Genomic DNA, 24,613 nt, shown 5'->3' on the forward strand with positions numbered 1-24,613 from the left:
AATATATATTTATTTAATAATCAATCGATTAATATAATTGGAATAATCGGTATCATGGGTGATAGGCTCAGGAATATATTTAATATAGCCAATCGGTGATATGGAATATTGTATTTGTAATAAAAGTCTATTTTCCGATTTAGGTAACATCCCTTTATGAATACCATAAGTGTCTTCTAAAAAGGCATGTCCTTTTGGATAAACTAAAGTTAAAATATCATTTTTATTAAAGTTATGTTCAACTTCATCATCAGTAAGTCTTCTAATTTTTCTTAGTTTATTGGCGTAAACAGAGTTTCTAACATATATATGTGGTCCAGATTCTTCAGTCACATCAGTTAAATATATAAACAATTTACAAAATTTGATATCATCATTATCCCTATGAAAATTTTGTGCCTCTTGAGCTTTATTTCTCCCTCCAAAAGACCACCACGCGTTCACATTGCTAATAGTTGGTGTAGTGCCTAAATAATCTTTCACGATATCTAATACAGAAGCGTTATTCGCAATCTCAAAAATAATTTTTTGTTTAACTAAATCTTCTCTCTTAAAACTTGCAGTATGCGTTTTATCAGTAACTTCGTTTACATAAAATTCAACTAATTCAGGACACCAAGTATCATGACATTTTAAGTTTTTAATATTATTTGTGATTTCTTCAATTGTTTGATCATCAAGTATTTTCCCTAAATATGTAATACCAGTTTCCTTTAATTCTGATTTATGTTTTTGGAGGTGTTCAATTTTAAAGAAATTATAATTTCCTTTTAATTTCTTTGATAATATCATTTTAGATACAATACTTTGAACCAAACTTCTCAGTTTTGTATTTGATAATTTAGAATAAAAAATTCCTTTAGCTCTATGGTAATAATAAGACATTTTAACGAAAATTTAGTTTTTACAAACTTAAGAAATTAAACCGTCGAGAAGACTTTATTTATTGTGTGTTTTTTTTTCTAATTTTTTTAATGATTGTCCTACAATTATACTATTTGGTTCTATGTTTTTTGTAATAACAGTTCCAGCACCAATAATAGAATTTTTTCCAATGGTTACACCTCCTAAAATTATTGCATTTGTTGCAATCCAAACACCATCTTCTATAATTATTGGTTTTGCTATATGCTTATACGGTGGGGCTCCATTTAAGTTTAAACCTGCAGTTTCAATTATAACTCCTTTAGAAATACGCACATAATTACCTATTTTTATTTGGCTCATAGCGCCTAAAGTAGAATATGGTCCGATTGTTGTATTGTTTCCTACTGAAATATTTTCTCCATATTTTATTTCAACACTCCAATGCCCTGTTGTATCCTTTCCTAAATCTTTTATTAGAGTTTTAAGTTTTAGATGACTTAATTTTCTTTGGAAGAATAGATGAACTCTATATAAAAACTTTAATAGTGTTTTAAAACCCATTATAAATGTTTATTAGCCAATTATGTGTTGTAAAGTTAATGGTGTACCTCTATCTAAATTTATTGAAAACGGCTTTCCGAGTACCTCTTCATAATATTTAGGATGTAATCCAAACCCTGGTCTTACCGATCTCACGTTTAATTCTGTTATTTTATCTCCAGCTATTACATCTTGTACTACATACAACGACCTTGAAAACTCTCTACTTTTCTTCTTTTTATCAGTCATTTCATAATCTACTTGTCCCATTAGCTTTTCGGTCAATCGAACCGCATCAACCATTTGTTTAAATTCCTGTTCATCCAGTGAAAAATGTGCATCAGCACCACCAATGCTTTTATCTAAAATAAAATGCTTTTCTATCATTTTTGCACCTAACGCAACAGCAATCATGGGCGCTTCAATACCCATGGTGTGATCTGATAATCCAGAGTTTACACCAAATCTTTGAGCAATATCTTCAATGGTTAATAAATTTGCGTCTTCTGGAGCAGCAGGATATGCCGATGTGCATTTTAGAATGGTAATATCATTATTTCCAACAGCTTTACACGCCTCAACAGCCAATTCAATGTCTTCCATAGCAGCAATTCCTGTTGATATAATCATAGGCTTTTGTTTTGAAGCCATATAGGTTATTAAGGGAATATCTGTAATTTCAAAAGAGGCCACTTTGTAAATTGGGGTATTTAGTGCTTCTAAGAAATCGACAGCGGTTTTATCGAATGGAGATGAAAAACAAACAAGCCCCTCTTCTTTTGCTAAATCGAACAAATCTTTATGCCATTCCCAAGGTAAAGAGGCTTCTTTATACAAATCATATAAATATTGCCCATCCCAAGCGGTTCCTTGTTTAATCATAAAATCTTCTGATTCAACATTTAATGTCATGGTATCGGCGGTATAGGTTTGCAATTTTATAGCATCGGCACCTGCCCGTTTAGCAGCGCGTACTGTTTTTTTTGCTATGTCTAAACTCCCCCCATGATTAGCTGATAATTCTGCTATAATAAAACAACGATCCGTTATATAGTTTTTCATTGATTTCTAATTTTTAGGAGATTACTCTTATAATCATAAACGCTTCCGCTAATAATTTACCTACAATAATTCCTCTTTGTTTTGCTAAAATGGTTAAAGCTTCAGATGATCTTGGATGTGGGTAATCTCTTTTTTCAAATTTATAACTTTCCATTCCCTTTATTTTTGCCTGAAGATTTTTTTTGCTTATTTCTATAAAGAAATTTGGAATAAAGTGTTTTGGATCCGAAGCTGCTCTCCATTCTGTTCCTGACGGAGTTTCAAAAGTAATAATCATTTTTACTTTTTCATGCTCCATAGGTCTTATAGCGGTTATTACAGCTTCAAAGGTTTTTTGGTGATCTATATTTAAATCACCTCCATGATGTGTAAAAATTATTTCGGGGTTAAATTCTTTTTTTTCAGTTTCAACAATTTTAACAATGTCTAATAAGTCAACCGAATCAAAACGGTTGTCAGGAAAATCGTAAACCCCAACAGAAGTGTAACCAATAGCTTTTCTTGCACTTTCTATATTTTTCTTGTGTTCTATTAATTCTAATTTCCATAATTCAGGGTCTCTATATGAGGCTCTAGAGGTTATACCTTCTCCTAAAATTACAGATCTAATAGTGCAATTATATTCGTTAGCCAACTTGTTCATTGTTCCGCCTACTCCTAAAAGTTCATCATCTGGATGAGCAACAATAATTAGGATTTTTTTATTTTTTAATGATTCTAACATCTGTAATTATAGTTTCATTTGTTTTTAATGCAGCTCTTGTAAATTCAAATTTAAAAAAATTCGTTTCCAAATATGCTTTTGGATAACCCTCGGCATCTAACATCCGTATATGGTCGTATAATTTTTCTATTTCTTGTAAGTTCTCGTCTATTTTACTCATCTCTGGAGTTCTTCTTTTAAAGTAAACAACATTTCCTTCTTGCGGCTTAGGTTTTAAATCAAAAGTTACTATTTCAAAAATCATAGTTTCTATTAAAGTGTTAGCTCTAATAAATATTTCCTCTGCTGTTCCGAATAAATTTAACTCTTTTTTTAAGAATATATCACCTGCATCTATCTCTTTTATAACTTTTAAAGCAGAAACTTTAGTTTTTTTATATCCTCTCTCTATTAAATTTTGTAATGGGCTTCCACCTCTTCCGTAAGGAAGATCAGTCATATGAAATACAATACAGTTATATTTTGAATATATTTTACTTGGAATAATAAGTGACCAGTGCGGAATAAAAATAGTATGGGGATTTACTTTATCCAATTGCTCTAAAGTAAAATTATCTTTGTTGTCTATCATAATCCAATTATGCCATGGAAAAGCATTTTTTAGATAGATTAATATATTTGAATTCCACTTTTTTGAAGAAAGAATAATATACGTATTGGCTTTTGGTTTAAGCATATAAACAATATATTTCATTCCATTATATAATTGTTGTCCCGATTCAATAAACTTTGCATTCTTAAAAATTTTTTTAGAAGCAATATTATTTTCTTGCACTAGAGCTTTAATTGGCAATACATTTCTAACTTTTTGATTTAGTTTTTGGATTCCTAAACATAATATTTTATGACCATATCCCAATCCCCTATATCTTTTATCTATTGAATAATCTATCTCAAAGTGTGCCTTTGTTTTATCAAAACGTATTTGACCAATGGTTTTTTCTTCATCTTGTAGAATGAATATTTGTGAATTAGGGTTTAAAATTTTTTTTGAAATCCATTCTTTATGTTCTTCCCAAATAATTTTGTTTTTATTAATTGCATTTTGTCTGACTTCATCATCATTTGCCCAATCAAAAATCAACTGCATGTCTTTTATATTTATGTCTCTAAGATGCATTATATAATTCCTTTATTAGTTGTTGGAAGCGTATTTTTTGATTTCCATCAAAAAAGGCGTGTTGCTTGTTTATCATATCTTGATATTGAATAGGATCTGTTTTCAATATTTCTTCAATTGCCCACTTAAAGTCAACAGGAGTCTTTTTATTAAAATTTTCAGCATCAAAAATCATTTGTTTCTCTTGAAAACCTTTGTATATACTAATTTGATTATCAACGTAATACCCTCCATATATGAGCATTTTCACAGAACACACCTCGTAACTTATGGTGCTTGAAGGAACTATGGCTAGTTGACATTTGCTCATAATCTCTACCATTTGTCTTTCAGATAAATTTTTATATAAAAAAACTCTTTCTTCATACCCTTGTACTGTTTTTAAAATACTTTTATGCTTATAGGCTCCTCCTAATACTATATGAATATTTTTAATGTTTTTTATACCAATAATTCCCTCTACACAAATATTTGTTATATCATGAAAATCAGACCCACCGAAACATATGAAAACATTTTTAATAATCTTTATTTTTTTTACTTTTTTAGCTACTTTTAAAAAAAGTGGTCTTAAAATAGCATATTGAGTTCCTAGAGCAAATTTAGTGTTTGGCAAAGCAATAAAATGATCTTCCTTGATGTACGGCGAATGATTTACTACAATGTCTGCATACATTTTTTCTGTTCCTAGATCATCAATATATACAAGTTTATATTTTTTATATTTTATTTTTTTTTGATACTCACTATTAAATTGATAGCCATCAGCTATAATTAAATGTTCTGAAAATGAGTATTCTTTTGATAGCCAATTAGGTTCATTATTAATGGAAATATTATTGGGGATAATTCTAATATTAAAATGTTCTGGAATCACCTCAATTGTAGAAGTGCTTTGTGTTAAAAAAACATAATCATATTCATCTTTTAGCATCTCAACTAAAGCAAAAAGCCTATATAAATGCCCTAAACCTGTAAGGGTGTTTCCATCTGCTCTAAATATTATTTTTTTTTTACTCATTAGTTCAATCGTTGAAACCCTGAGTGACATGTCGGACCATCTAACAAATCGTGTATGTTTTTATTTCCTTTTTCACAATTAGAAATCACTTTATAAATCGAATCTAAAGCATTAAAATAACTTTCTATATATTGATCTTTATGTTCTATGCATGCATAAAAATTTGTGCTCGCTAAAAACCCCTTTTTAAGCATTTCTTGAGTAATAAATGTTTTATATTCTAATGCATTTGTGCTTTTAAAACTATAGGTGCTTAATGACGGAATCCCTGAAACCGATATCGATAAATTGTGTGTATTTGCCAACGTTTTCCACCCTACCTGTATTTTTTTGCCTTTTTCAGTAATAATATCCCAAGATTTAATACTGTTCATTACTTCTAAGGTTTTTAAAGCCGCCGTTGGGCCAATTCTTTCAGTCCAAAACGTACTGCTTATAAAAGTTTTTTGAGCAGCCTCCATGACGGCCTTTCTACCTACTACAGCTGTTAATGCATATCCATTCCCAATTGTTTTACCATACATGGCAATGTCTGGTTCCACTCCAAATTTTTTGTAAATCCCTCCATAAGTTTCTCTAAAACCTGAAGTGCATTCATCAAAAATTAGAACAATATTTTTTTTTGTGGCTAAATCTCTAACTTTCTGTAAAAAATTATCTTCAGGTCCAAAATTCCGCATGACTTCCATTTTAATAACCCCAATGTCATTATTGTCTACAATTGACAATAGTTCTTCAAAATTGTTATAATGAAATGGATACACCGTGTTTTTTAAATTTTTAGGCACTCCTGCAGGGCTTAGGCCTGCTAATAAATGATTTGATAATTCGTCGCCTTCATTATGATTTGCCGAAAGGTACCAATCATGCCAACCATGATAACCACAAATAGCCACTTTATCTTTACCTGCTGCTGCCCTTCCTATTCTTATAGCAATAGCATTTGCTTCACCGCCACTTCTTGCAAATCTTACCATATCTGCCCATGGGTTTAACTCCATAAGTTTTTCGGCTAAATACACTTCTTCAGGACAATTAAAGGTACTCATGTTTCCCTTTTTTACTGTTTCTAAAACAGAGGCATCTACCTCATCATTTCCATAACCCAAGGTGTTTGTTCCAATACCCATGATAGACATGTCCAAATATTCATTTCCATCTAAATCCCACACCTTACAGCCCTTTGCTTTAGAAAAATAAGAAGGCCAATGGTCTGGTAAGAACATTTCTGGTCTTTTAGACAATAACATGGTGCCCCCTGGAATTAACGTTTTTGCCTTTTTATATAATTCTTGCCCTGTTTTATCCATAATAAGTTTATCTTAATTTAAATAGTGAAGAAAAGGTCCAATTATAATCATCGCTTTCAATAGACAAATCTAAAGTATGTTGATTGTCTTTGCTCATATATTCGTTTAATTTACTGTTGTCCCAAAGTTTAAAATCTTGCAAATAAAAATCTTTCATTTCATCTAAATAAAAACCTATATTTCTTTTAAAGACTTTTAATTTGTCATTATGGGAATCCACCTTTTCAATCATTGTCTCTGATAAAAAATCATATACATATATATATCCATTTCTATTTAAAAGTCTTTTGCTGTTTTCCACCAAAATTTTAAACTCTTCATTGCTTAACATATAAGTAAAAAAACCAAAAATAATTATGTCATAAGTTCTTAAACCAACAAATTCTTCTCCTAAATTTACTTCTATTCCATCAATATTTGTTCTGCTTTCTTTTATTTTTTTTAAATTATCAATGGCTTTTGAAGAACCATCATACCCGTCAATTTGTTGCGCATAATTACTTAAAAAAAGGATATTGTTTCCTCTACCTACGCCAAATTCTGCGATGGTTTTACTTCTCAAAAAAGATTTTGGAAAAATGCCTGTTAAATACTCTGTAAAGCAGTTATGATTACTATACTTGTTTCTTTCAAACCATTTATCAGCATCATTATTTACATAAATTTCACCTTGTTTTTTCATAAATTATTTTTTATTGATTTCAGAAATCCTTCATTTCTAATTATCTTATTATTTAACATACATATTTCTTTGTTACCTAAATAGTAATCTGTATAGGTTCTCCAATCTTTATCTAATCCTAATTGCTCAACGAGGATTTTAATCACTTCAAAATCTTGTGGTTCATCAACAGTTAATCTTACTTGGTTATAGTTCTCTTTTAAACCATGATTATCTGATTTAAATAAAATACCCCCTTTGTATGTTGAATTATTTCTAATATATGAAGTAACATGTTCTCTATCTGATAACAAAGTGGCTTCCTTCCAAGCTTTTTCTAGTGCTTTGAATGTAAAAACTTCGATATCTTGCCCATCTGGGTATAACTCATCCATGACATTTGTATAATAATCTAATTTTCGTTGAAGAGCTTCTTTTATGACTTCATCTATTAATAATGGATCGATTAAAGGACAATCTGAAGTTAATCGAACTATATAACTTGGCTTTACTTCTTTAACGGCTTGGTAAAAACGATCAAGGACATCTGTTTCACTACCTCTGAAATACTTGACCTTAAATTCCTTTGCTAGTAACTCAACTTTATTATCCTCTTTATTTGTTGTTGTTGCAATAATAATATGAGAAACCAATTTGGCTTTTTTAATTCTATCAACATGGATTTGTAATAAGCTGCGCTCCTGTATTTCTTTTAAAATTTTATTAGGAAGTCTCGTTGATCCGCTTCTGGCTTGAGTAATAACAACAACATTCATTTTAATTCCAATTTGATGGATTCAACAAATTTATTTCTTTAACATCTATGGCATCAATACTATCATGAGGAATATTAACTTTTTTTTCGCAAATAATTATATTATTCATTAGTTGCTCTGAGTTTTCTACTCCAAACAACACAAAATCTATATATTCCTTTTCGAGAACATATTGTAATGCTAAGGTTTCTGTATTCAATCGACTTTTAACTTTTATTGATTCAAATTTTTTAATATATGTCCTTAATGGTTTTAGAACTTCTGTGAGATTATTACTGTTCTTAAATAATAACCCTTGCAAAAATACAGATCTGGTGTGCACTTCTATATTCATATTCCTTGCTCTTATAAAAAGGTTTTTTCTTTTTGAGGCATTATCAAGAGCATTAAATGGAATTTGAATAAAATCAAAACCTGGATAATTATCTAATATATCCTTTATCTCATCATTTGAATATAGAGAAATACCTGCCTTTATTATTATACCTTTTTCTCTTGCCAATAATAATTCATTATAAAAATACGTATTGTTTTTAAAACTTTCATAATTATGAAACATATAGCCATAAAGTTGATTTACCCCTAAAATTTGACAATCAATATCTATTTGTTTTAAAAGACCTCCCTTTCTTAAAGTATTATTTGTGGCAAGCTTTGTTATAATATTAAAAATCTTGTTTGGATTTTCTTTCTGAAATTTTCCAATCACTTCTTGTGAGTCTCCATAAGCCTCTGCAGTGTCTAAAATTCTTAATCCTTCATCATATGCCAGATGTAAAATTTCAAAAGCATTTTGTAGTGAGGGCTTTCCTGTTTTATTATTAATTCCATAATTTAATCCCAATTGTACGGTTCCTAATATTAATTTATTTTTCATTTAAGATTAATTTTTATGAAACTTAGGATTTTGTTTATGAAAATTTAAACTATGCTTTAAAATAGCCTAATATCTTATCTATTACAAATGCTTGCTCTTCATTAGACAAACTAGGGTACATTGGCAAACTTATACATTTAGAATAATAGTTTTCTGAATGATCTAAATTAGCATGTCCATACCCGATAGTTTTATAATACGGTAGTGTATGTACTGGTATATAATGTATTTGAGCAAAAATATTATGAGTTCTTAAAAAATCGTATAAACCCTTTCTATCGGCTACTTCTATAATAAATAAATGATGTGCATTGTAAGTACCTTCAGGTAAGTCTTGATGTTTTATTTTATTTTTAAATGCCTTTTTATAGTTATTTGAAATCTCATTTCTTCTTTTTACTCCTGCCTCATTCTTTGCAAGTTGCGTAATACCCAAAGCAGATTGTATATCTGTTAATCTGTAATTAAAACCCAGTTCTTGCATTTCGTAATACCAACCCCCATGATTTTCTTCCATATTATCCTTTGTAATACCATGGGTTCTAAGCAATGAAAGTTTTTTGTATAATTCTTCAGAATTAGTGGTTATCATTCCACCTTCTCCACAAGCAATATGCTTTACAGGATGAAACGAAAAAATACCTATATCGGCATAATTTCCGTTGCCACACATTTGTTTGTTTCCTTTAGAATCTGTAAAATACCCTCCTGGCGCATGACAAGCATCTTCTATAATCCATAAATCATGTTCTTTTGCAAGTGCTTTAAAAGCTTCTAAATCTACTGGTAAACCAGCAAAGTCAACAGGAATAATTCCTTTAAAAAACCCTTTTGGCTTACTTTCTATTAATTTTTTAGTGCTTTCTAAAGATAACAGATATGTATCTGGGTCAATGTCTGCAAACCAAACTTCACCACCAGCGTATCTAATGCAATTTGCCGATGCAGCAAACGTAATAGGCGTTGTTATAACCCTTTCTTCTTCTTTTAACCCTAAGGACAAAACGGCTAAATGTAACCCAGATGTGGCATTATTTACCGCAACTGCATATTTTACACCTATATATTCGGCAAATCTATCCTCAAACTCTTTAACTTTTGGTCCTTGAGTTAAATAATCACTTGTTAAAGTATTTATTACTGCGTCAATATCATCTTGATCGATATACTGTCTTCCGTATGGTATTGGATTCATTATATTATAAAATTAGAATCTACGTGTTCTATTATTAAGGTTCTTAAACTTTCAACTGTTTCCCATTCTTCATTATTACCCGAATTATAATAAAATCCATCCTTTACTTTCACAGCATTGAACTCTTTTATATATTGATCTAATTCCCATTTATGAGTAGCTGGTAATATGATATAATATTTTCCCAAATCATAGGTATAAAATGAGTCTGAAGAAGTAATCATTTCTTCATGCACTTTTTCTCCAGGTCTAATGCCTACTATAGGCTTTTTGCATTCAGGACCTATAGCTTCTGCAACATCCATAATTCTATATGAAGGAATTTTTGGAACAAACAATTCACCTCCCCAAGCATTCTCTAAAGCATGCATTACCATATCAACTCCACCTTGTAAAGAAATATTGAATCTGGTCATATTTGGATCAGTAATAGGTAGAATCCCCTCCTTTTTTTTGTTTATAAAAAACGGAATAACTGAACCATTTGAACCCATTACGTTTCCATATCTTACAACTGAGAATATAATTGGATTTTCTCCTTTAATATTATTGGCCGCAATAAACAATTTGTCCGAAGTTAATTTTGTAGCACCATATAAATTAATTGGAGCGCAAGCCTTATCTGTAGAAAGAGCGACAACACGTTCGACTTTAGTCTTCAAACATGCGTCTACAACATTTTCAGCGCCTCCTATATTTGTTTTTATGCATTCATCAGGATTGTATTCAGCAATATGTACATGTTTCATCGCGGCAGCATGAATAACATAATTTACACCCTGAAAAGCTCTTGTCAAACGCTCTCTATCCCTAACATCTCCAATGAAATATCTTATTTGTGGAAATTTATCTTCTGGGTATTCTTGAGCCATTTGAAATTGCTTTTGCTCATCTCTAGAATAAATTATGAGTCTGCGAGTTTCCGGATATTTAGAAAGAATATGACTTGTTAATGCTTTACCAAGAGACCCTGTTCCGCCTGTAATTAAAATTGACTTTCCGTTTAAATCTAACATGTTTATATTTTAATTCTTTATTAAACTATCTTACAAATAACGTTTTGAATTCGTTTATTTTGTTTTATTATAATCAATGATTACTTCTAAGTTTTAACTTATTGATAAACAACCTTTGTATTGGATGCAAAACTATGTTATCAATTGTTAAATCAGAAATTACTTTACTAAAATTGCATAATTAATTATCACTAATATATTTTCAGATAATAGTATTATTTATTTTCTAACTAATTAGATTAAATCTTAATAGCCCCTTTTTTAAACTATCTTGCCAATATGGTATTTCTATATTAAACTTTTTTAAGATTTTCGACTTATCTAAAACACTGTACATAGGTCGACTGGCAAAAGTGGGATAATCTTTCGTTGCTATTGGTGTTAACTTAATATCAATTTTACTCTCTTTAAATATTTCATTAGCAAAATCATACCAACTTATTTCTCCAAAATTACTATAATGATATGTACCAAAGTCTTGAGATTTAGCTTTTATAATATAAAAAATAAATTCGGCTAAATCTCCTGCATAAGTTGGTGTCCCTATTTGATCACTTACTATATTAAGTGAATCTTTTTCTTTTGCTAGTCTTAACATAGTCTTCATAAAATTATTTCCATGCTCAGAATATAACCAAGACGTTCTTATTAGAAAGTGCTTTTGTAATACTGATGCTATTTCTATTTCACCTTTCATTTTAGTTTCTCCATAAACGCTTACAGGGTGAGCTTTGTCTGTCTCTGTGTATGGTTTTTGTTTATTTCCATCAAACACAAAATCTGTAGAAATATGAATTAAAACAACACCAAATTCGTTACAAGCTAATGCTAAGTTTTTTGCTCCTGTTGCATTTATTTCAAAAGCTTTATCAACCTCTATTTCTGCTTTATCAACAGCTGTATAAGCCGCACAATTAATGCAATAATTTATTTGGTTATTTGTTTTGAAAAAAGTTTGGACTTGATTTAAATCACAAATATCAAGTTCTAAATAATCTGTGTAAATTACATTTAAATCATCATACTGTTTTTCAACATCCTTTATACAGCTTGCTAATTGTCCGTTACCCCCAGTAACTAAAATAGTTGTCATAAAATAGCCTCCTTAAAAGTTGGTAATTGTAAATCTTTTTCAGAAACCACAAATTCTTTTTCATCTAATTTCCAATCAATATTTAAATCTTTATCATTATAAATAATACCTCCTTCTGACTCCTTATTATAAAAATTATCACATTTATATGAAAAAATAGCACTATCACTTAAAACAATAAAACCATGGGCAACCCCCCGTGGTACAAACAATTGTTTTTTATTTTTTTCTGACAGTTCAATTGAAACATGTTGTCCATAGGATAAAGACCCTTTTCTAATATCTACAGCTACGTCTAAAACAGCTCCTTTAACAACTCTTACTAGCTTTGCTTGTGCAAATTCTCCTCTTTGATAATGAAGTCCTCTTAACACACCTTTAGAAGAAAAAGACTCGTTATCCTGAATAAAATTAACATTTTTTCCAATCAAATTATTGAAGATTTTTTGGTTAAAACTCTCAAAAAAATAACCTCTGCTATCCTCGAAAACTTTTGGTTCTAGTATGAAACAGCCTTTTAATTTAGTTTCTTTTACTGTCATTATTTATTATTAAGTAAGCCCAATAAATTTTTACCATAACCGCTTTTTAATAAGGGCTGTGCTAAAGCTTTAAATTGTTCTTTAGTTATATAACCCATTTCGAATGCAGCCCCTTCTATAGCGCCTATTTTCAATCCTTGACGTTCTTCAATTACTTCAACAAACTGAGATGCCTGCATTAAAGATTGAAACGTCCCTGTGTCTAGCCAAGCAGTTCCCCTATCTAAAATACTTACATTAAGTTTACCTTGTTTTAGATATTCTCTATTAACATCCGTAATTTCAAGTTCGCCTCTGGTAGAGGGTTTTATATTTTTAGCAATTTCTACTACTGAATTATCATAAAAATAAATACCAGGAACAGCATAATTTGATTTAGGTGTTTCTGGTTTTTCTTCTATTGAAATAGCTTGTCCATTTTTATTAAATTCAACTACACCATAACGCTCAGGATCATTTACTCTATATGCATAAATAACACCTCCATCGGGATTATTGTTTGCTTGTAATAATTTGGACAATCCTGTACCATAAAAAATATTATCTCCTAATATTAAGGCTACTTTATCCTTTCCTATAAAATCTTCCCCAATTATAAAAGCCTCCGCTAATCCATTAGGGTTTTCTTGAACCGCATATTCAAATTTGCAGCCATACTTTTTACCGTCACCCAATAAGTCTTGAAATAAAGGCAAATCTTTTGGTGTGGAAATTATTAATATTTCGTTGATACCTGCATACATTAAAGTAGATAAGGGATAGTAAATCATAGGTTTATCATAAATAGGCATAAGTTGCTTACTTACTGATAATGTTAAAGGGTGTAGTCTAGTTCCAGATCCACCTGCTAGTATGATTCCTTTCATTTTTTAATTGTATTGTTTTTCATAGTACAACTGATAATCTCCGCTCGTAACACTATTTAACCATTCTTCATTGCTTGAATACCAATCAATCGTTTTATTTAAGCCTTCCTCAAAAGTTACCGATGGTTCCCAACCTAACTCCCTATTTATTTTTGACGCATCTATAGCATACCTTAAATCATGTCCTGGACGGTCTTTCACATAGGTAATTAACTTCTCAGAAGCACCTATTATTCTATTTAGCTTTTCGTCCATTTGTTGACATAACAATTTAACCAAATCGATATTTTTCCATTCGTTAAAACCTCCAATATTATAGGTTTCGTGGTTTTTACCTTTGTGAAAAACCAAATCAATAGCAACAGCATGATCTTTTACATACAACCAGTCTCTTGTATAATTACCATCACCATAAACAGGTAATGGCTTGTTATTTATTATATTATTTATAAATAACGGAATCAACTTCTCAGGAAATTGATTTTGCCCATAGTTATTGGAGCAATTAGTAATAATATAAGGCATTCCATAGGTTTCACCATAAGCCCTTACAAAGTGATCTGAACTTGCTTTTGATGCTGAATACGGCGAGTTTGGATTATAAGACGTGGTCTCTGTAAACAAACCCGTTTCTCCTAAAGTTCCATAAACCTCATCGGTACTTATATGATAAAACAATTTATTGCTAAAGTTATCATTCCATGTGTTTTTAAATGCATTTAGAAGAATCATGGTTCCAATAACATTTGTTTTTACAAATGCCAAGGGATCTTTTATAGATCTATCTACATGCGACTCTGCTGCCAAATGAATGATTGAATCAAATTTATGTTCGTTAAATAATTCATTTACGAAGGTCTCATTGGTAATGTCTCCTTTTATAAACGTATAGTTTGGTTTGTTCTCTATATCTTTTAGATTTTCTAAATTACCTGCATAGGTTAGTGCATCTAAATTAAAAATATGATAGTTTGAGTATTTTTCAACAAACAACTTTACAACATGCGATCCAATAAAACCTGCGCCTCCTGTTATTAATATTTTTAAGTCCACCTCGTTCATCATTTATAATTCTTTAGCTTTTCTATTCAAAAACGTTAAGAATGTCCAAGCAAAAAATAATCCAATTAATATGGTTGGTATTAAAAATAATCCATATTTAAATAAATTACTTTTAACTCCTTGTGCTTTACCAAAATACATTACTCTTATTATGTTTTTTTGCTCTTTTAAATTTAATTTGTTTAAAGCAGTATTACTAATTAAATTATTTTTAAACTCTAAAAGAGCCGGTATATCCAACCCGTTTTCTCCTCCTAAAAAAACAGACTCATCCCTTATTGCTTTTGATGTACTATTAAGCGTATTAGAATAATTCTCAACCAATACATCAACTTGTTTAATTAACCTATTATTCTCGTTAATTTTCTCTTCTAAATTTGTTAAATAAATATCTTTTAATTCTTTAAAATAATCATTATCATTAATATATTCCATTATTTTTAATACAGCACTTCGCTCATTATCAATACTTTTATAATAAAAAGAAATTTTATAATTAAGATTTACATTTCTTTTTGCTAAAAATTCATTTATAAGGACTTGGTTGTTTGAATTTTCCTGACTTCCTAAAAAAGATAAATATTTTAAATCCAATTCTAAATCCAAATCTTTCTCTGAGTCTCGTTCTTTAACTGGTTCTATTTCTATTTTAAAATCATGTAAATCATGTAAATCGATTCCAATTCTATCAAAAAAAGCATAGTCTCTTGAATCAATTTTAGACTGAATTTCTTTAACTATACTGTATAAATAATCTTTACTTTCAAAGTTTGGCTTTACTATAATTTCTATTTTTTTTCTAGTTGTAGAAATATTAGATAAAAAATAACTTAGACCTAAACCAACAACGATAATTACTGATAAAGCTATTAGGTTTTTTTTAAAAAAAAGAAATAATCTAAGGAAACTAATAAATAATCTATTAAAAGCCTTTCCAATTAGTTTAAATAGCTGACCTAAATCTACTTCTTCTGATTGCTGTGGTCTTGGTAAATCGTTACTCATATTATAAAATATTTTTAATTAAATATTTGCTCTATTATTTTTTTAGTAATTAAATAGGTTGGTTTTACACCTGTAGTACCTAAACCTCCCGACGCTAATGTGGCACCTGTTTCTAAAGGATTATCACTGGCATAATAAGCATATCTTACTTTAACATCTGGACTAATGCTTCTCCTTACTTTTGAGGCTGCTTGAATGGCTTTTTGATAATGTGCGCCTTCCATTTCTAAACCAATAACCCGCCATGTTGAATTGTAAAAGAATTTTAAAATGTCCTTATTTTGTAATGATGTTCCTAAAACGGTAATCATAGTGCCTTCATACACATCAACACCTTCTCCTTCTAAATCCTTTTTTGAAAGTTCGTTTACAAACGGATAATTATCGGCTGTTCCTTCAAAAATATGAGCTGTTGGTATCATTATATCTCCTTTTCCTCCTTCTAAAATTCCTGCTTTTCCCATAATGGATATAGATTCTATATTTGAAAGAATTTTATTTCCTTTTACTTTATAAGGCTTTAATAACTCATCTATAGTTTCATAAGCTTGTTCGCCAAAAGCATAATCCATAACTACTATAACTGGCTTTTCAGATGCTATTTTTTCTTCATTAACTTGAATATCCAATTTTGAAATATCTAACTTACTCGTATCAAAAATTTGAACATCAATTTTTGTTCCGGAGGCATCTTCAATATAAACCATGCCGTTTTGTAACGCTTCTTTCGTTACTTTATTTCGTAAATCATCATTCTCCTTCTTACTCAAAGACTCATAAATACTATAAATATCTTTTGTTGCTGAAGTTTTTAAAGCTGATGGGGCAAAAAGCGTATTCATAACACTATGCATATTGGCACTAATGATATGTATAGGTCTTTCTAATAAATTGTTTTTAAAAAGAACACCCTTGATTGTATCTGCCCAAATTTCACCATGTATGTGATGTCCTAACCGCTCTCTTAAAACCGGACTAAAAGTTACAGTACGTTTGTTATTATTTATTTGCTCTTCAATAGCTAATTTTCCCAACCAATACACAATGTGTAATAACCGTTCTGGTTGCGACGGTGTCGCAAAACTTGAATAAATAGCTCTTAACTCATTAAATGTATGTCCTAAAATATTGGCAGTATGGGTTATGGCAACTTCTCGTTCAGTTTGCGTTAGTTTTTCTTTTGATAAAACCGCACTTTGGAGTTTGGTCCAATCTCTTGTTGTTGTTCCACTTTCATCGATTAAAACACGATTACTAATTTTATGCGATTCAATAAAAATAAAAGTAATGTGCGTTAAAATATCATAGATTTCAGAGCGTCCGCGCGTAATCTCAATATTCATTTGCTCTGCATCAATTCTGTAACAATTACGTCTTCTTTTCTCTGGAATTATAGGCTTAAAATGTGAATTTGAATACCCTTCATCACTTGTTAAATTAATAAATGTGCACTCTTCAATACCTATAGGAAGCCTGTCTATTACATAAAGCAACCCTTCTAATTCCGCTTTTTCTTCACCTATAGAACCGTAAATTTCTGGTCGTAAAAGCAATAATGATTGGCGAAGTGTTTCACCCGAAATACCCATGGGTTTATAAAAGCCCCTGTTAAATAAATGGCGCATAGTAATATACATCCGTTCGATGGCATTCGAGCTTTCTTGGGCTCTCGTTCTTTCGTGATGTTTTTTGTTACTCATACTCATTTTTTAACGTGCCAAATATACTACTATTTGGTTTCATTTGTGTGTGGGAAACCCTCAACTATTTTTCTATCGTTGGACAGTCTTGGTAGCTTATTTTGTCCTCCTAATTTTCCAACTGATTTCATATATTCTTGAAATCCGCCTTTTTTTACTTTTGTTATTTTAAGTGGTTGTAAAACCTTGCCTTTTATTAAATCGTAATAATACGTGTTTTGCTTTTGAAGGGATTCATCTATTTTTTTAGCTAATTTCAACACATCTACAGGTTCATTTTCAAACTCTACAAACCATTCATGATACGGCAACCCCTCATTTGAATTTATTTGAGGAGCCACTGTAAACTCTGAAACTCTAATATTAGTACCTAAAACAGCTTCCTGCATGGCTTGTTCAACTTCTTTGCCAATAACATGTTCTCCAAATGCCGAAATAAAATGTTTAATGCGGCCTGATACGATAACGCGATATGGTTGTGTAGAAGTAAATTCAACCGTATCCCCAACATTATAAGCCCAAAGACCTGCATTTGTTGAAATAATCATCACATAATTTATACCAATCTCAACATCCTTAATACTGATTCGTTTTGGATTATCGTTGAAAAATTCATCTGCTTTAACAAACTCATAAAAAATACCTGAATTTAGCTGAAGCAACATCCCCTTTTCATTCTGTTTGTCTTGAAATGCAAAAAAGCCTTCGCTAGCTGGATACAGTTCTATGCTATCTACTTTTCTACCTATAAGGTTCTCAAATTTGGCTCTATAAGGTTCGTAATTTACACCTCCAAATATAAAGAGGTTGAAGTTTTTAAAAATGTCACCTACTTTCTTACCTGTTTTTTGCTGAAGCTTTTCAAAATACATTTGTACCCAAGACGGAATACCCGAAATAATAGTCATATTCTGCTGAAGCGTTTCGTCAACAATCGCATCTACTTTAGTTTCCCAATCTTCTATACAATTGGTTCCCCATGAAGGTAATCTATTTTTTTGAAGGTACTTAGGTACATAATGTGCTACAATACCCGAAAGACGTCCTAATTGAATGCCATTTTGTTCTTTAAGAATGGGGCTTCCTTGAAGGAAAATCATTTTCCCATCAACAAATTTGCTGTTTCCTGTTTCATTAATGTACAATAAAATAGCATTTCTGGCAGCTTCCACATGATAAGGCATGCTTTCTTTGGTGATAGGAATGTATTTAGAACCCGATGTAGTACCCGAGGTTTTAGCAAAATAAGCAGGCTTTCCTTTCCAAAGAATATGCTCTTCACCCGCCACAACACGCTCTACGTAAGGTTTTAAATCTTCATAATCTCGTATGGGAACCCGTTTAACAAAATCTTCATAAGAATTAATACTTATAAAATCGTGGTCTTTACCAAATTGAGTGCCGGCAGCTTCTGAAATTAGGTATTTAAACACCTTATCTTGAGTTTCAAAAGGCTTTTTTGCCCACTTTTGAACCTTATAATACACACGTTTTGCAAAAGGTTTTGCTAAAGCCGATTTTATTGATATCATCTATTTATTAAATGTTGTTATTATTAATGTGAGATGTAACTTTCTTTCAATTATTTCTTTCTTAATTAAACTTTTAATCATGAATGTTTCATTTATTTAAAATCTATAAAGTTTGTTGGATTTATAGGATAACCATCATTCCAAAGTTCAAAATGCAAATGCGGCCCCGTAGAAAGCTCGCCAGCGTTTCCTGCGGAAGCAATAACTTCGCCTGCCTTAACCAAATCGCCTTGCGCCTTTGTTAAAGCTGAGTTGTGTTTATATACTGAGATTAGTCCATAACTATGTTCAATAATAACCACATACCCGGTATTAGCGGTCCATTCGGCAAAAATAACAATCCCATCTGCCGTGGCTTTTATGGGCGTGCCTTTAGCTACTACAATATCTACTGCGAAATGTTTGTTTTTCACATTATACGATTCGCTTATAGTACCATTTACAGGAGGAAATAACACAAAATTGGATGCCGATGTTGCAGACTCAAACAAATTATACTTGTCTTCCTTATCTACTTTTTGTCTTAAAATAGAATCTTCAACTGTTGGCTTTAAATTTACCTCGCTAGCTTCTAATTTAATCGCTTGAATAATAGAATCTCTAGAAAAATCTATCGTACTAACTTCACCTTGTAAAACCTTTTTTATAGATGCATAATAGCGATCGTTCATAGTTATTACTTGCTGTAATGAGTCTGTTTTATAATTTAGCTCGATGGCTTTTTTCTTTAATGTTGCAGAGGAGTAGCCTGGTATATATTCTTTTAAAGTTGTAAAAGCAATAAGCATGGTTGTTCCTGCAATTAAAATAATTGCCGTTAAAGAAACTAAAACAAATACATTTAAACGCGTTAATTTAATGGATAAGCGCTCCTCAAACGTATGCTCGTTAAGTATAACCAATCGATACTTATCAAGTAATTTCCGCTTTATCTCCCTTTTTTTTGGTTTTTTTTTGTACATCTTAAAACAAAATTAAATAAAAATATGTCAAGACTGGTTGCTTTATGCTAAAGTTATACCCAAAACGATTTTATTAAACTTTAATTATTAACTTTGCAGAATTAAATTCATAATCATGATTTCATTAAATACATTCTTAGTTATTGGGCCAATGCAAATTGTTCTAATTGTTGTTATTGTCTTATTATTATTTGGTGGAAAGAAAATTCCAGAATTAATGAGGGGTCTTGGGAGTGGTATTAAAGAGTTTAAAGATGCCAGTAAAGAAGACGATAAAAAAGAGGATAAAAAGTAGTAAATCTTCTTTTGATATAAAAACAAAAAGACCAACATTATTGTGTTGGTCTTTTTGTTTTTATATCTTATACCTAATTTATTCTAACCGATTTAATTATAGCCTCTAACTCCAATATGTAATCGCGCTTTTCAACCGATGGGGCAAAGGCAAACCCTTCAACAAACACCCATCTTTTATTAATTTTATCTTCAATAGCGTAATTTATAAATGGTCCACCCATAAAATCGGCTTTTAAATCCCACAATCCTTTCGTTTCAATTGTAAATTTATTATCAACCATCGTTATATTTGTATATGGAGCATAAGAATCTTCTGTGGTCATATATGATTCTATTTTTTCACCATCCGATTTTATATCGCCATCTTGTCTTCCTTTAATATGAGCTTTACCAATTGAATCTCTTATCTTAACTATTTGATTTACTAAACTATCATTTCTTTTAATGGCTGAATATGGCACTTCAAAAATCATTAAATTAGTGGTTCCTGTGGTAATATCTTTTCTAATCCAAAAGAAATTATCAGTCTCCTTCGTTATCCGGTAAGCTGAAGGAAATTGAATGGTTAATCCCAATTTTTTTTGAATTGAAGTGAAATTATGAGGTGATTTAGCCATTTGTCGCTGTCTTGCTACTATTTCTTCGCTTCTAAATGTTTTAACTATTTTTGATGCATTATCATTTATAGCACCTACGAGTTGTTCTCTAGATTGCCCCTTAACTACAATAACTTTTTGAGGTTGCGCATATACATTATTCAAAATTTCTACTCCAGCATCTTTATTCACTTCAATTTTTAAAACGGTTCTGTTTTTTGTTACAAAACCCGAGAAAACAGATGGTGGTATTTGACTAATGGTAAACATAGGTTCGTCTTGTGGTAATCCATAAATTGGAGCTGTAAGCACGTTTCTAATAGCATCTCCTACACTACCGTTCCATAATTCATTATCTATAACTACAGATATATTGTTAATGCTTCCTGATGAGTCTAAAAGCATCTTATCTTGAGATGATTTTTTATCACCACAAGAAACAAATAACGTTAGTAAAATTGCCGAAAAAAGAATATTACGCATCATTTAAAATTTGGTTTAAGGAAATTTAGCTCTTTGTTAATTTAAGTTTCATTCCTGGTTTTAATTTACTACCACTAATACCGTTCCAATCTTTAATATTTTGAATAGAAACTCCCGAAAATTTTTGAGAGATACTCCATAACGAGTCACCATTCTTTACTGTATATATTTTTGAACTACTAGAAACTGCCTTAGAAATTGTAGAGGTGCTTGATGAAGATGTGCTCGAAGCGGTTGCGTTTCTTGGATAAATAGTTAAGCGTTGACCTATTTTTAAATTGTTGCTTCGTAAGCCATTCCACTTTTTTATATCGCTTACCCGCACGCTGTACTTTCTAGCAATTAATCCTAAAAATTCTCCAGAGCGCACCCTATGTGTTGTTTTTGTGTCCGATTCAAAAAATTGAGGCATTGGTTTTTCACGCTTATCAAATTCTGCTTTAGCGAATTCATAAATCTGATTTTCATTTGTAACAAAATCGCCAATAACGGATCTGGGTAAACGCAACGTATAATCTTCGCCTTTTACAAAAGGGATAATATCTAATTTATATGAAGGGTTTAAAAACTGAAGTTCTTCCATTTCTACACCCGTAGCTTCTGATACTTGGTCGAGCGTAATCATTTGTTTCACATGTATAGTATCAGTTTCAAAATAGGCGACTTCTGGTTTTGGTTTTGTGAAGCCATGTTCTTCTGCATATTCAAAAATATACATAGTTGCTAAAAAAGCGGGTAAATATCCTGCGGTTTCACGTGGCAAATTATGTCTTATATTCCAATAATTTTTGTAGCCTCCCGAACGACGAATTGCTTTCGTAACATTACCTGGACCTGAGTTGTAGGCAGCAAGTGCCAAATCCCAATCACCAAAAATTTCATAAAGTTTAGATAGATATTTTGCTGCTGCTTCGGTAGATTTTATAGGGTCGCTGCGTTCATCAACATAACTACTAACATCTAAACCATACATTTTACCTGTACTGTACATAAATTGCCATAAACCTGTAGCACCTACTCTTGATTTTGCTCTGGGTTTTAATGCCGATTCTACAATAGCTAAATATTTAATTTCAAGAGGCAAATCATGATTATCCAGCTCACGTTCGAACATAGGAAAGTAAAAAGCACTTAAATTGATAAGTTTCTGTAAACTATTTCTTCTTCTTTTTAGATATGATTTAATAACACTTTCTAAACCGGGATTGTATTCTACATTAAAAGGTGTTTTAGAACTTAAATTTGCCAATCTAGATTTCAACAATTCAGTTGAAAGTTCTGGGTATTCAACTTCATCAAAAGTGAGTTCAGAAATAGAATTGTATATAGTATCATAAAGCGAATTGCTATATAATTCTTCTAGCCATTTTTGATCAAAATCGGCCGCAAATAAATCATCTTCAACTTTTATAACTAAAAGGCTATCTTTTTGGTTTTGAATATGTTTTAAATCATTCTTAGTTTCTTTTAAAGAAACTGAATCTTGCATTTGTGAAAAACATGTAGCAAAATTAAAGAGTCCTAATAATATAAAAAATCTGTACGTCATAAATCTATCTGTTTAGTTATATGGAATGATATTAACGCTAAAATCGTATTTTTTATGTTAAAATAAAAACTTAATTTAGTTTATGTAATCAAAAGCTTACGACAATAACAGCTGAAACGGTATTTTGTCGGAATTCTTTATTGCTAATAAACAAAAAAAGCCACAAATACTCAATATCTTATAATAGTGAGTATTTGTGGCAAAGTGTTTTATCTATATTAAAATGCTTATTCTAATATTGCAGCAATTCCTGGTAATACAATACCTTCTAAACTTTCTAACATCGCACCACCGCCTGTACTAACATAACTTACTTTATTTTCGAAACCAAATTGCTTCACTGCAGCCACAGAATCGCCACCACCCACAAGTGAAAAAGCACCATTTTTTGTAGCTTCAGCAATAGAATTTCCTAGTTCTATAGTTCCACCCGCAAAACTTTCCATTTCGAAAACACCTAATGGGCCATTCCAAAGGATCGTTTTACACTGCATTACTACCTCATGAAATTGTTTTCTAGATTTTGGGCCAGCATCAACACCTTCCCAACCATCAGGAATGGCTGTAATATCTACCACTTGCGTATTTGCATCGTTACTGAAATCATCGGCAGCAATAACATCGACAGGTATGTGTACTTGCACATTTTTCTCTTTCGCTTTCTTTAGTATTTCTAAGGCTAATTCTTGTTTATCATCTTCACAAATTGAATTTCCAATTTTTCCTCCTTGCGCCTTAATAAATGTAAATGCCATACCACCACCAATAATTAAATGATCTACAGCATCTAAAATGTTTTCGATAATGGTGATTTTTGAAGATACTTTAGCGCCACCAAGTATTGCCAATACAGGTTTTTCTCCTGTTTTTAATACTTTATTGATACTTTCAATTTCTTGAGCTAATAAAAGACCAAAACATTTGTTGTTTGGGAAAAACTGAGCAACAACAGTAGTGGATGCATGGGCTCTGTGTGCAGTTCCAAAAGCATCGTTTACATAAATATCACCTAATTTCGATAATTTTTCGGCAAATGCTTTATCGCCAGCTTCTTCTTCTTTGTGAAAACGCAGATTTTCAAGCAACAAAATTTGTCCTGGTTGTAAGTTTGCAGCAGCTGTTTCTGCTTTTTCACCTACACATTCATCTACAAACTTAACTTCAACACCTAAAATATTTTCAACCTTATCTGCAATATGCCTTAACGAAAATGCATCTTGAACCCCTTTTGGACGCCCTAAATGTGACATTAAAATACAGCTTCCCCCATCTTCTAAAATTTTGATGATGGTTGGTTTCGCTGATACAATTCTGGTATCATCAGTTACTTCAAAGGTATCATTTAAAGGCACATTAAAGTCTACACGTATTAGTGCTTTTTTGTTTTTGAAATTAAAATCGTTAAGCGTTTTCATTTATATATATTTATTTTTTAAGTATTTGATTTACAAAAGTAACTAATTAAAACCTGCTATAAAACCTGTTTTTATACGAAAACGATGTAGCTTGAATATTTTTTAATAACTGTTACTTTCCTATTATAAATAAACTTCTTAAAAAGGCGCGTTAGGGATTGTAGTGAAAATCCTTTTTAAAAGAGAAAAATACTATAAATTATATTTAAGACTCAAAATTAGGAGATGGTAACATTCTTACTACTAACCATAACACTTTTAAAAAGATTGTAAAGGAAAGCCCGACCCTTGTGGTAACGCCCAAAGAGTAAATTATCGTTTTAACATGTTATAAAATTTATG

At 30.9% G+C, this 24,613-nt stretch carries 24 protein-coding genes; 1 reads left to right on the top strand and 23 read right to left on the bottom strand.

Translation table 11 applies throughout. The features are described 5' to 3' along the window. Nucleotides 1-9: 9 nt before the first annotated feature. From QLS71_RS06830 to QLS71_RS06925, 20 genes are all read right to left on the bottom strand, one after another. Nucleotides 10-885, bottom strand: a complete 876-nt coding sequence (locus QLS71_RS06830) for a hypothetical protein (RefSeq protein WP_308991779.1) — start codon at nt 883-885, stop codon at nt 10-12. 54 nt (nt 886-939) lie between these two features. Further along, entirely contained in the window at nt 940-1,428 is a 489-nt protein-coding gene (locus tag QLS71_RS06835) for an acyltransferase (protein WP_308991778.1), read from the bottom strand. A gap of 12 nt (nt 1,429-1,440) precedes the next feature. Beyond that, the gene (gene pseI / locus QLS71_RS06840; protein WP_308991777.1) at nt 1,441-2,469 is read right to left on the bottom strand and encodes a pseudaminic acid synthase; all 1,029 of its coding nucleotides are present in this window, start codon (nt 2,467-2,469) and stop codon (nt 1,441-1,443) included. A gap of 13 nt (nt 2,470-2,482) precedes the next feature. After that, nucleotides 2,483-3,193, bottom strand: coding sequence for a PIG-L family deacetylase (locus QLS71_RS06845; protein ID WP_308991776.1), 711 nt, complete (start codon nt 3,191-3,193; stop codon nt 2,483-2,485). After that, on the bottom strand, nt 3,171-4,313 hold the full coding sequence (locus QLS71_RS06850; RefSeq protein ID WP_348636611.1) for a GNAT family N-acetyltransferase: 1,143 nt from the start codon (nt 4,311-4,313) through the stop codon (nt 3,171-3,173). Before QLS71_RS06850 ends, QLS71_RS06845 begins: the two co-directional genes overlap by 23 nt. Beyond that, nucleotides 4,303-5,334, bottom strand: coding sequence for a UDP-2,4-diacetamido-2,4,6-trideoxy-beta-L-altropyranose hydrolase (pseG, locus tag QLS71_RS06855; RefSeq protein WP_308991774.1), 1,032 nt, complete (start codon nt 5,332-5,334; stop codon nt 4,303-4,305). The genes QLS71_RS06850 and pseG overlap by 11 nt, the downstream gene beginning before the upstream one ends. Next, nucleotides 5,334-6,644 carry an aminotransferase class III-fold pyridoxal phosphate-dependent enzyme gene (locus QLS71_RS06860; protein ID WP_308991773.1) on the bottom strand — a complete coding sequence of 437 codons (1,311 nt, stop codon included), beginning with the start codon at nt 6,642-6,644 and terminating at the stop codon, nt 5,334-5,336. Before QLS71_RS06860 ends, pseG begins: the two co-directional genes overlap by 1 nt. 7 nt (nt 6,645-6,651) lie before the next feature. After that, the gene (locus tag QLS71_RS06865) at nt 6,652-7,326 is read right to left on the bottom strand and encodes a class I SAM-dependent methyltransferase (protein WP_308991772.1); all 675 of its coding nucleotides are present in this window, start codon (nt 7,324-7,326) and stop codon (nt 6,652-6,654) included. Then, nucleotides 7,323-8,081, bottom strand: a complete 759-nt coding sequence (locus tag QLS71_RS06870) for a glycosyltransferase family protein (protein ID WP_308991771.1) — start codon at nt 8,079-8,081, stop codon at nt 7,323-7,325. Before QLS71_RS06870 ends, QLS71_RS06865 begins: the two co-directional genes overlap by 4 nt. Before the next feature lies 1 nt (nt 8,082). Continuing rightward, nucleotides 8,083-8,958, bottom strand: a complete 876-nt coding sequence (locus QLS71_RS06875) for an aldo/keto reductase (RefSeq protein WP_308991770.1) — start codon at nt 8,956-8,958, stop codon at nt 8,083-8,085. Nucleotides 8,959-9,007: 49 nt separating this feature from the next. Then, on the bottom strand, nt 9,008-10,153 hold the full coding sequence (pseC, locus tag QLS71_RS06880; protein ID WP_308991769.1) for a UDP-4-amino-4,6-dideoxy-N-acetyl-beta-L-altrosamine transaminase: 1,146 nt from the start codon (nt 10,151-10,153) through the stop codon (nt 9,008-9,010). Continuing rightward, nucleotides 10,153-11,169, bottom strand: coding sequence for a UDP-N-acetylglucosamine 4,6-dehydratase (inverting) (gene pseB / locus QLS71_RS06885; protein WP_308991768.1), 1,017 nt, complete (start codon nt 11,167-11,169; stop codon nt 10,153-10,155). The genes pseC and pseB overlap by 1 nt, the downstream gene beginning before the upstream one ends. 226 nt (nt 11,170-11,395) lie before the next feature. Further along, nucleotides 11,396-12,262: a dTDP-4-dehydrorhamnose reductase gene (rfbD, locus tag QLS71_RS06890; RefSeq protein WP_308991767.1), complete on the bottom strand. Its 867-nt coding sequence runs from the start codon at nt 12,260-12,262 to the stop codon at nt 11,396-11,398. Beyond that, entirely contained in the window at nt 12,259-12,804 is a 546-nt protein-coding gene (gene rfbC / locus QLS71_RS06895) for a dTDP-4-dehydrorhamnose 3,5-epimerase (protein ID WP_308991766.1), read from the bottom strand. The genes rfbD and rfbC overlap by 4 nt, the downstream gene beginning before the upstream one ends. Next, entirely contained in the window at nt 12,804-13,670 is an 867-nt protein-coding gene (gene rfbA, locus QLS71_RS06900) for a glucose-1-phosphate thymidylyltransferase RfbA (RefSeq protein WP_308991765.1), read from the bottom strand. Before rfbA ends, rfbC begins: the two co-directional genes overlap by 1 nt. 3 nt (nt 13,671-13,673) lie before the next feature. Further along, nucleotides 13,674-14,735, bottom strand: coding sequence for a dTDP-glucose 4,6-dehydratase (gene rfbB / locus QLS71_RS06905; protein ID WP_308991764.1), 1,062 nt, complete (start codon nt 14,733-14,735; stop codon nt 13,674-13,676). Then, nucleotides 14,736-15,737 carry a hypothetical protein gene (locus QLS71_RS06910; RefSeq protein WP_308991763.1) on the bottom strand — a complete coding sequence of 334 codons (1,002 nt, stop codon included), beginning with the start codon at nt 15,735-15,737 and terminating at the stop codon, nt 14,736-14,738. Between the two features lie 14 nt (nt 15,738-15,751). After that, complete coding sequence (locus tag QLS71_RS06915) at nt 15,752-17,437, bottom strand: hypothetical protein (protein ID WP_308991762.1); 1,686 nt, start codon at nt 17,435-17,437, stop codon at nt 15,752-15,754. A 29-nt stretch (nt 17,438-17,466) separates the two neighbouring features. Then, a complete protein-coding gene (locus QLS71_RS06920; protein WP_308991761.1) occupies nt 17,467-18,969 on the bottom strand; it encodes a GH3 auxin-responsive promoter family protein in 1,503 nt (500 codons plus the stop codon). Nucleotides 18,970-19,061: 92 nt separating this feature from the next. Next, nucleotides 19,062-19,931 (bottom strand): M23 family metallopeptidase, encoded by an 870-nt coding sequence (locus QLS71_RS06925; RefSeq protein WP_308991760.1) that lies wholly within the window; start codon nt 19,929-19,931, stop codon nt 19,062-19,064. Nucleotides 19,932-20,046: 115 nt separating this feature from the next. On the opposite strand from QLS71_RS06925, the gene tatA reads away from it, so the two are divergent. Then, nucleotides 20,047-20,226, top strand: coding sequence for a twin-arginine translocase TatA/TatE family subunit (gene tatA, locus QLS71_RS06930; protein ID WP_308991759.1), 180 nt, complete (start codon nt 20,047-20,049; stop codon nt 20,224-20,226). A 73-nt stretch (nt 20,227-20,299) separates the two neighbouring features. Here tatA and QLS71_RS06935 read toward each other — a convergent pair whose 3' ends face one another. The 3 genes from QLS71_RS06935 to pgk form a co-directional block, all read right to left on the bottom strand. Then, nucleotides 20,300-21,310, bottom strand: a complete 1,011-nt coding sequence (locus QLS71_RS06935; protein ID WP_308991758.1) for a DUF4837 family protein — start codon at nt 21,308-21,310, stop codon at nt 20,300-20,302. A gap of 22 nt (nt 21,311-21,332) precedes the next feature. Beyond that, nucleotides 21,333-22,856, bottom strand: a complete 1,524-nt coding sequence (locus tag QLS71_RS06940) for a LysM peptidoglycan-binding domain-containing protein (protein WP_308991757.1) — start codon at nt 22,854-22,856, stop codon at nt 21,333-21,335. Nucleotides 22,857-23,083: 227 nt separating this feature from the next. After that, nucleotides 23,084-24,271 (bottom strand): phosphoglycerate kinase, encoded by a 1,188-nt coding sequence (pgk, locus tag QLS71_RS06945; RefSeq protein WP_308991756.1) that lies wholly within the window; start codon nt 24,269-24,271, stop codon nt 23,084-23,086. Nucleotides 24,272-24,613: the final 342 nt, after the last annotated feature.

Source organism: Mariniflexile litorale, from assembly GCF_031128465.2.
Lineage (GTDB): Bacteria > Bacteroidota > Bacteroidia > Flavobacteriales > Flavobacteriaceae > Mariniflexile > Mariniflexile litorale.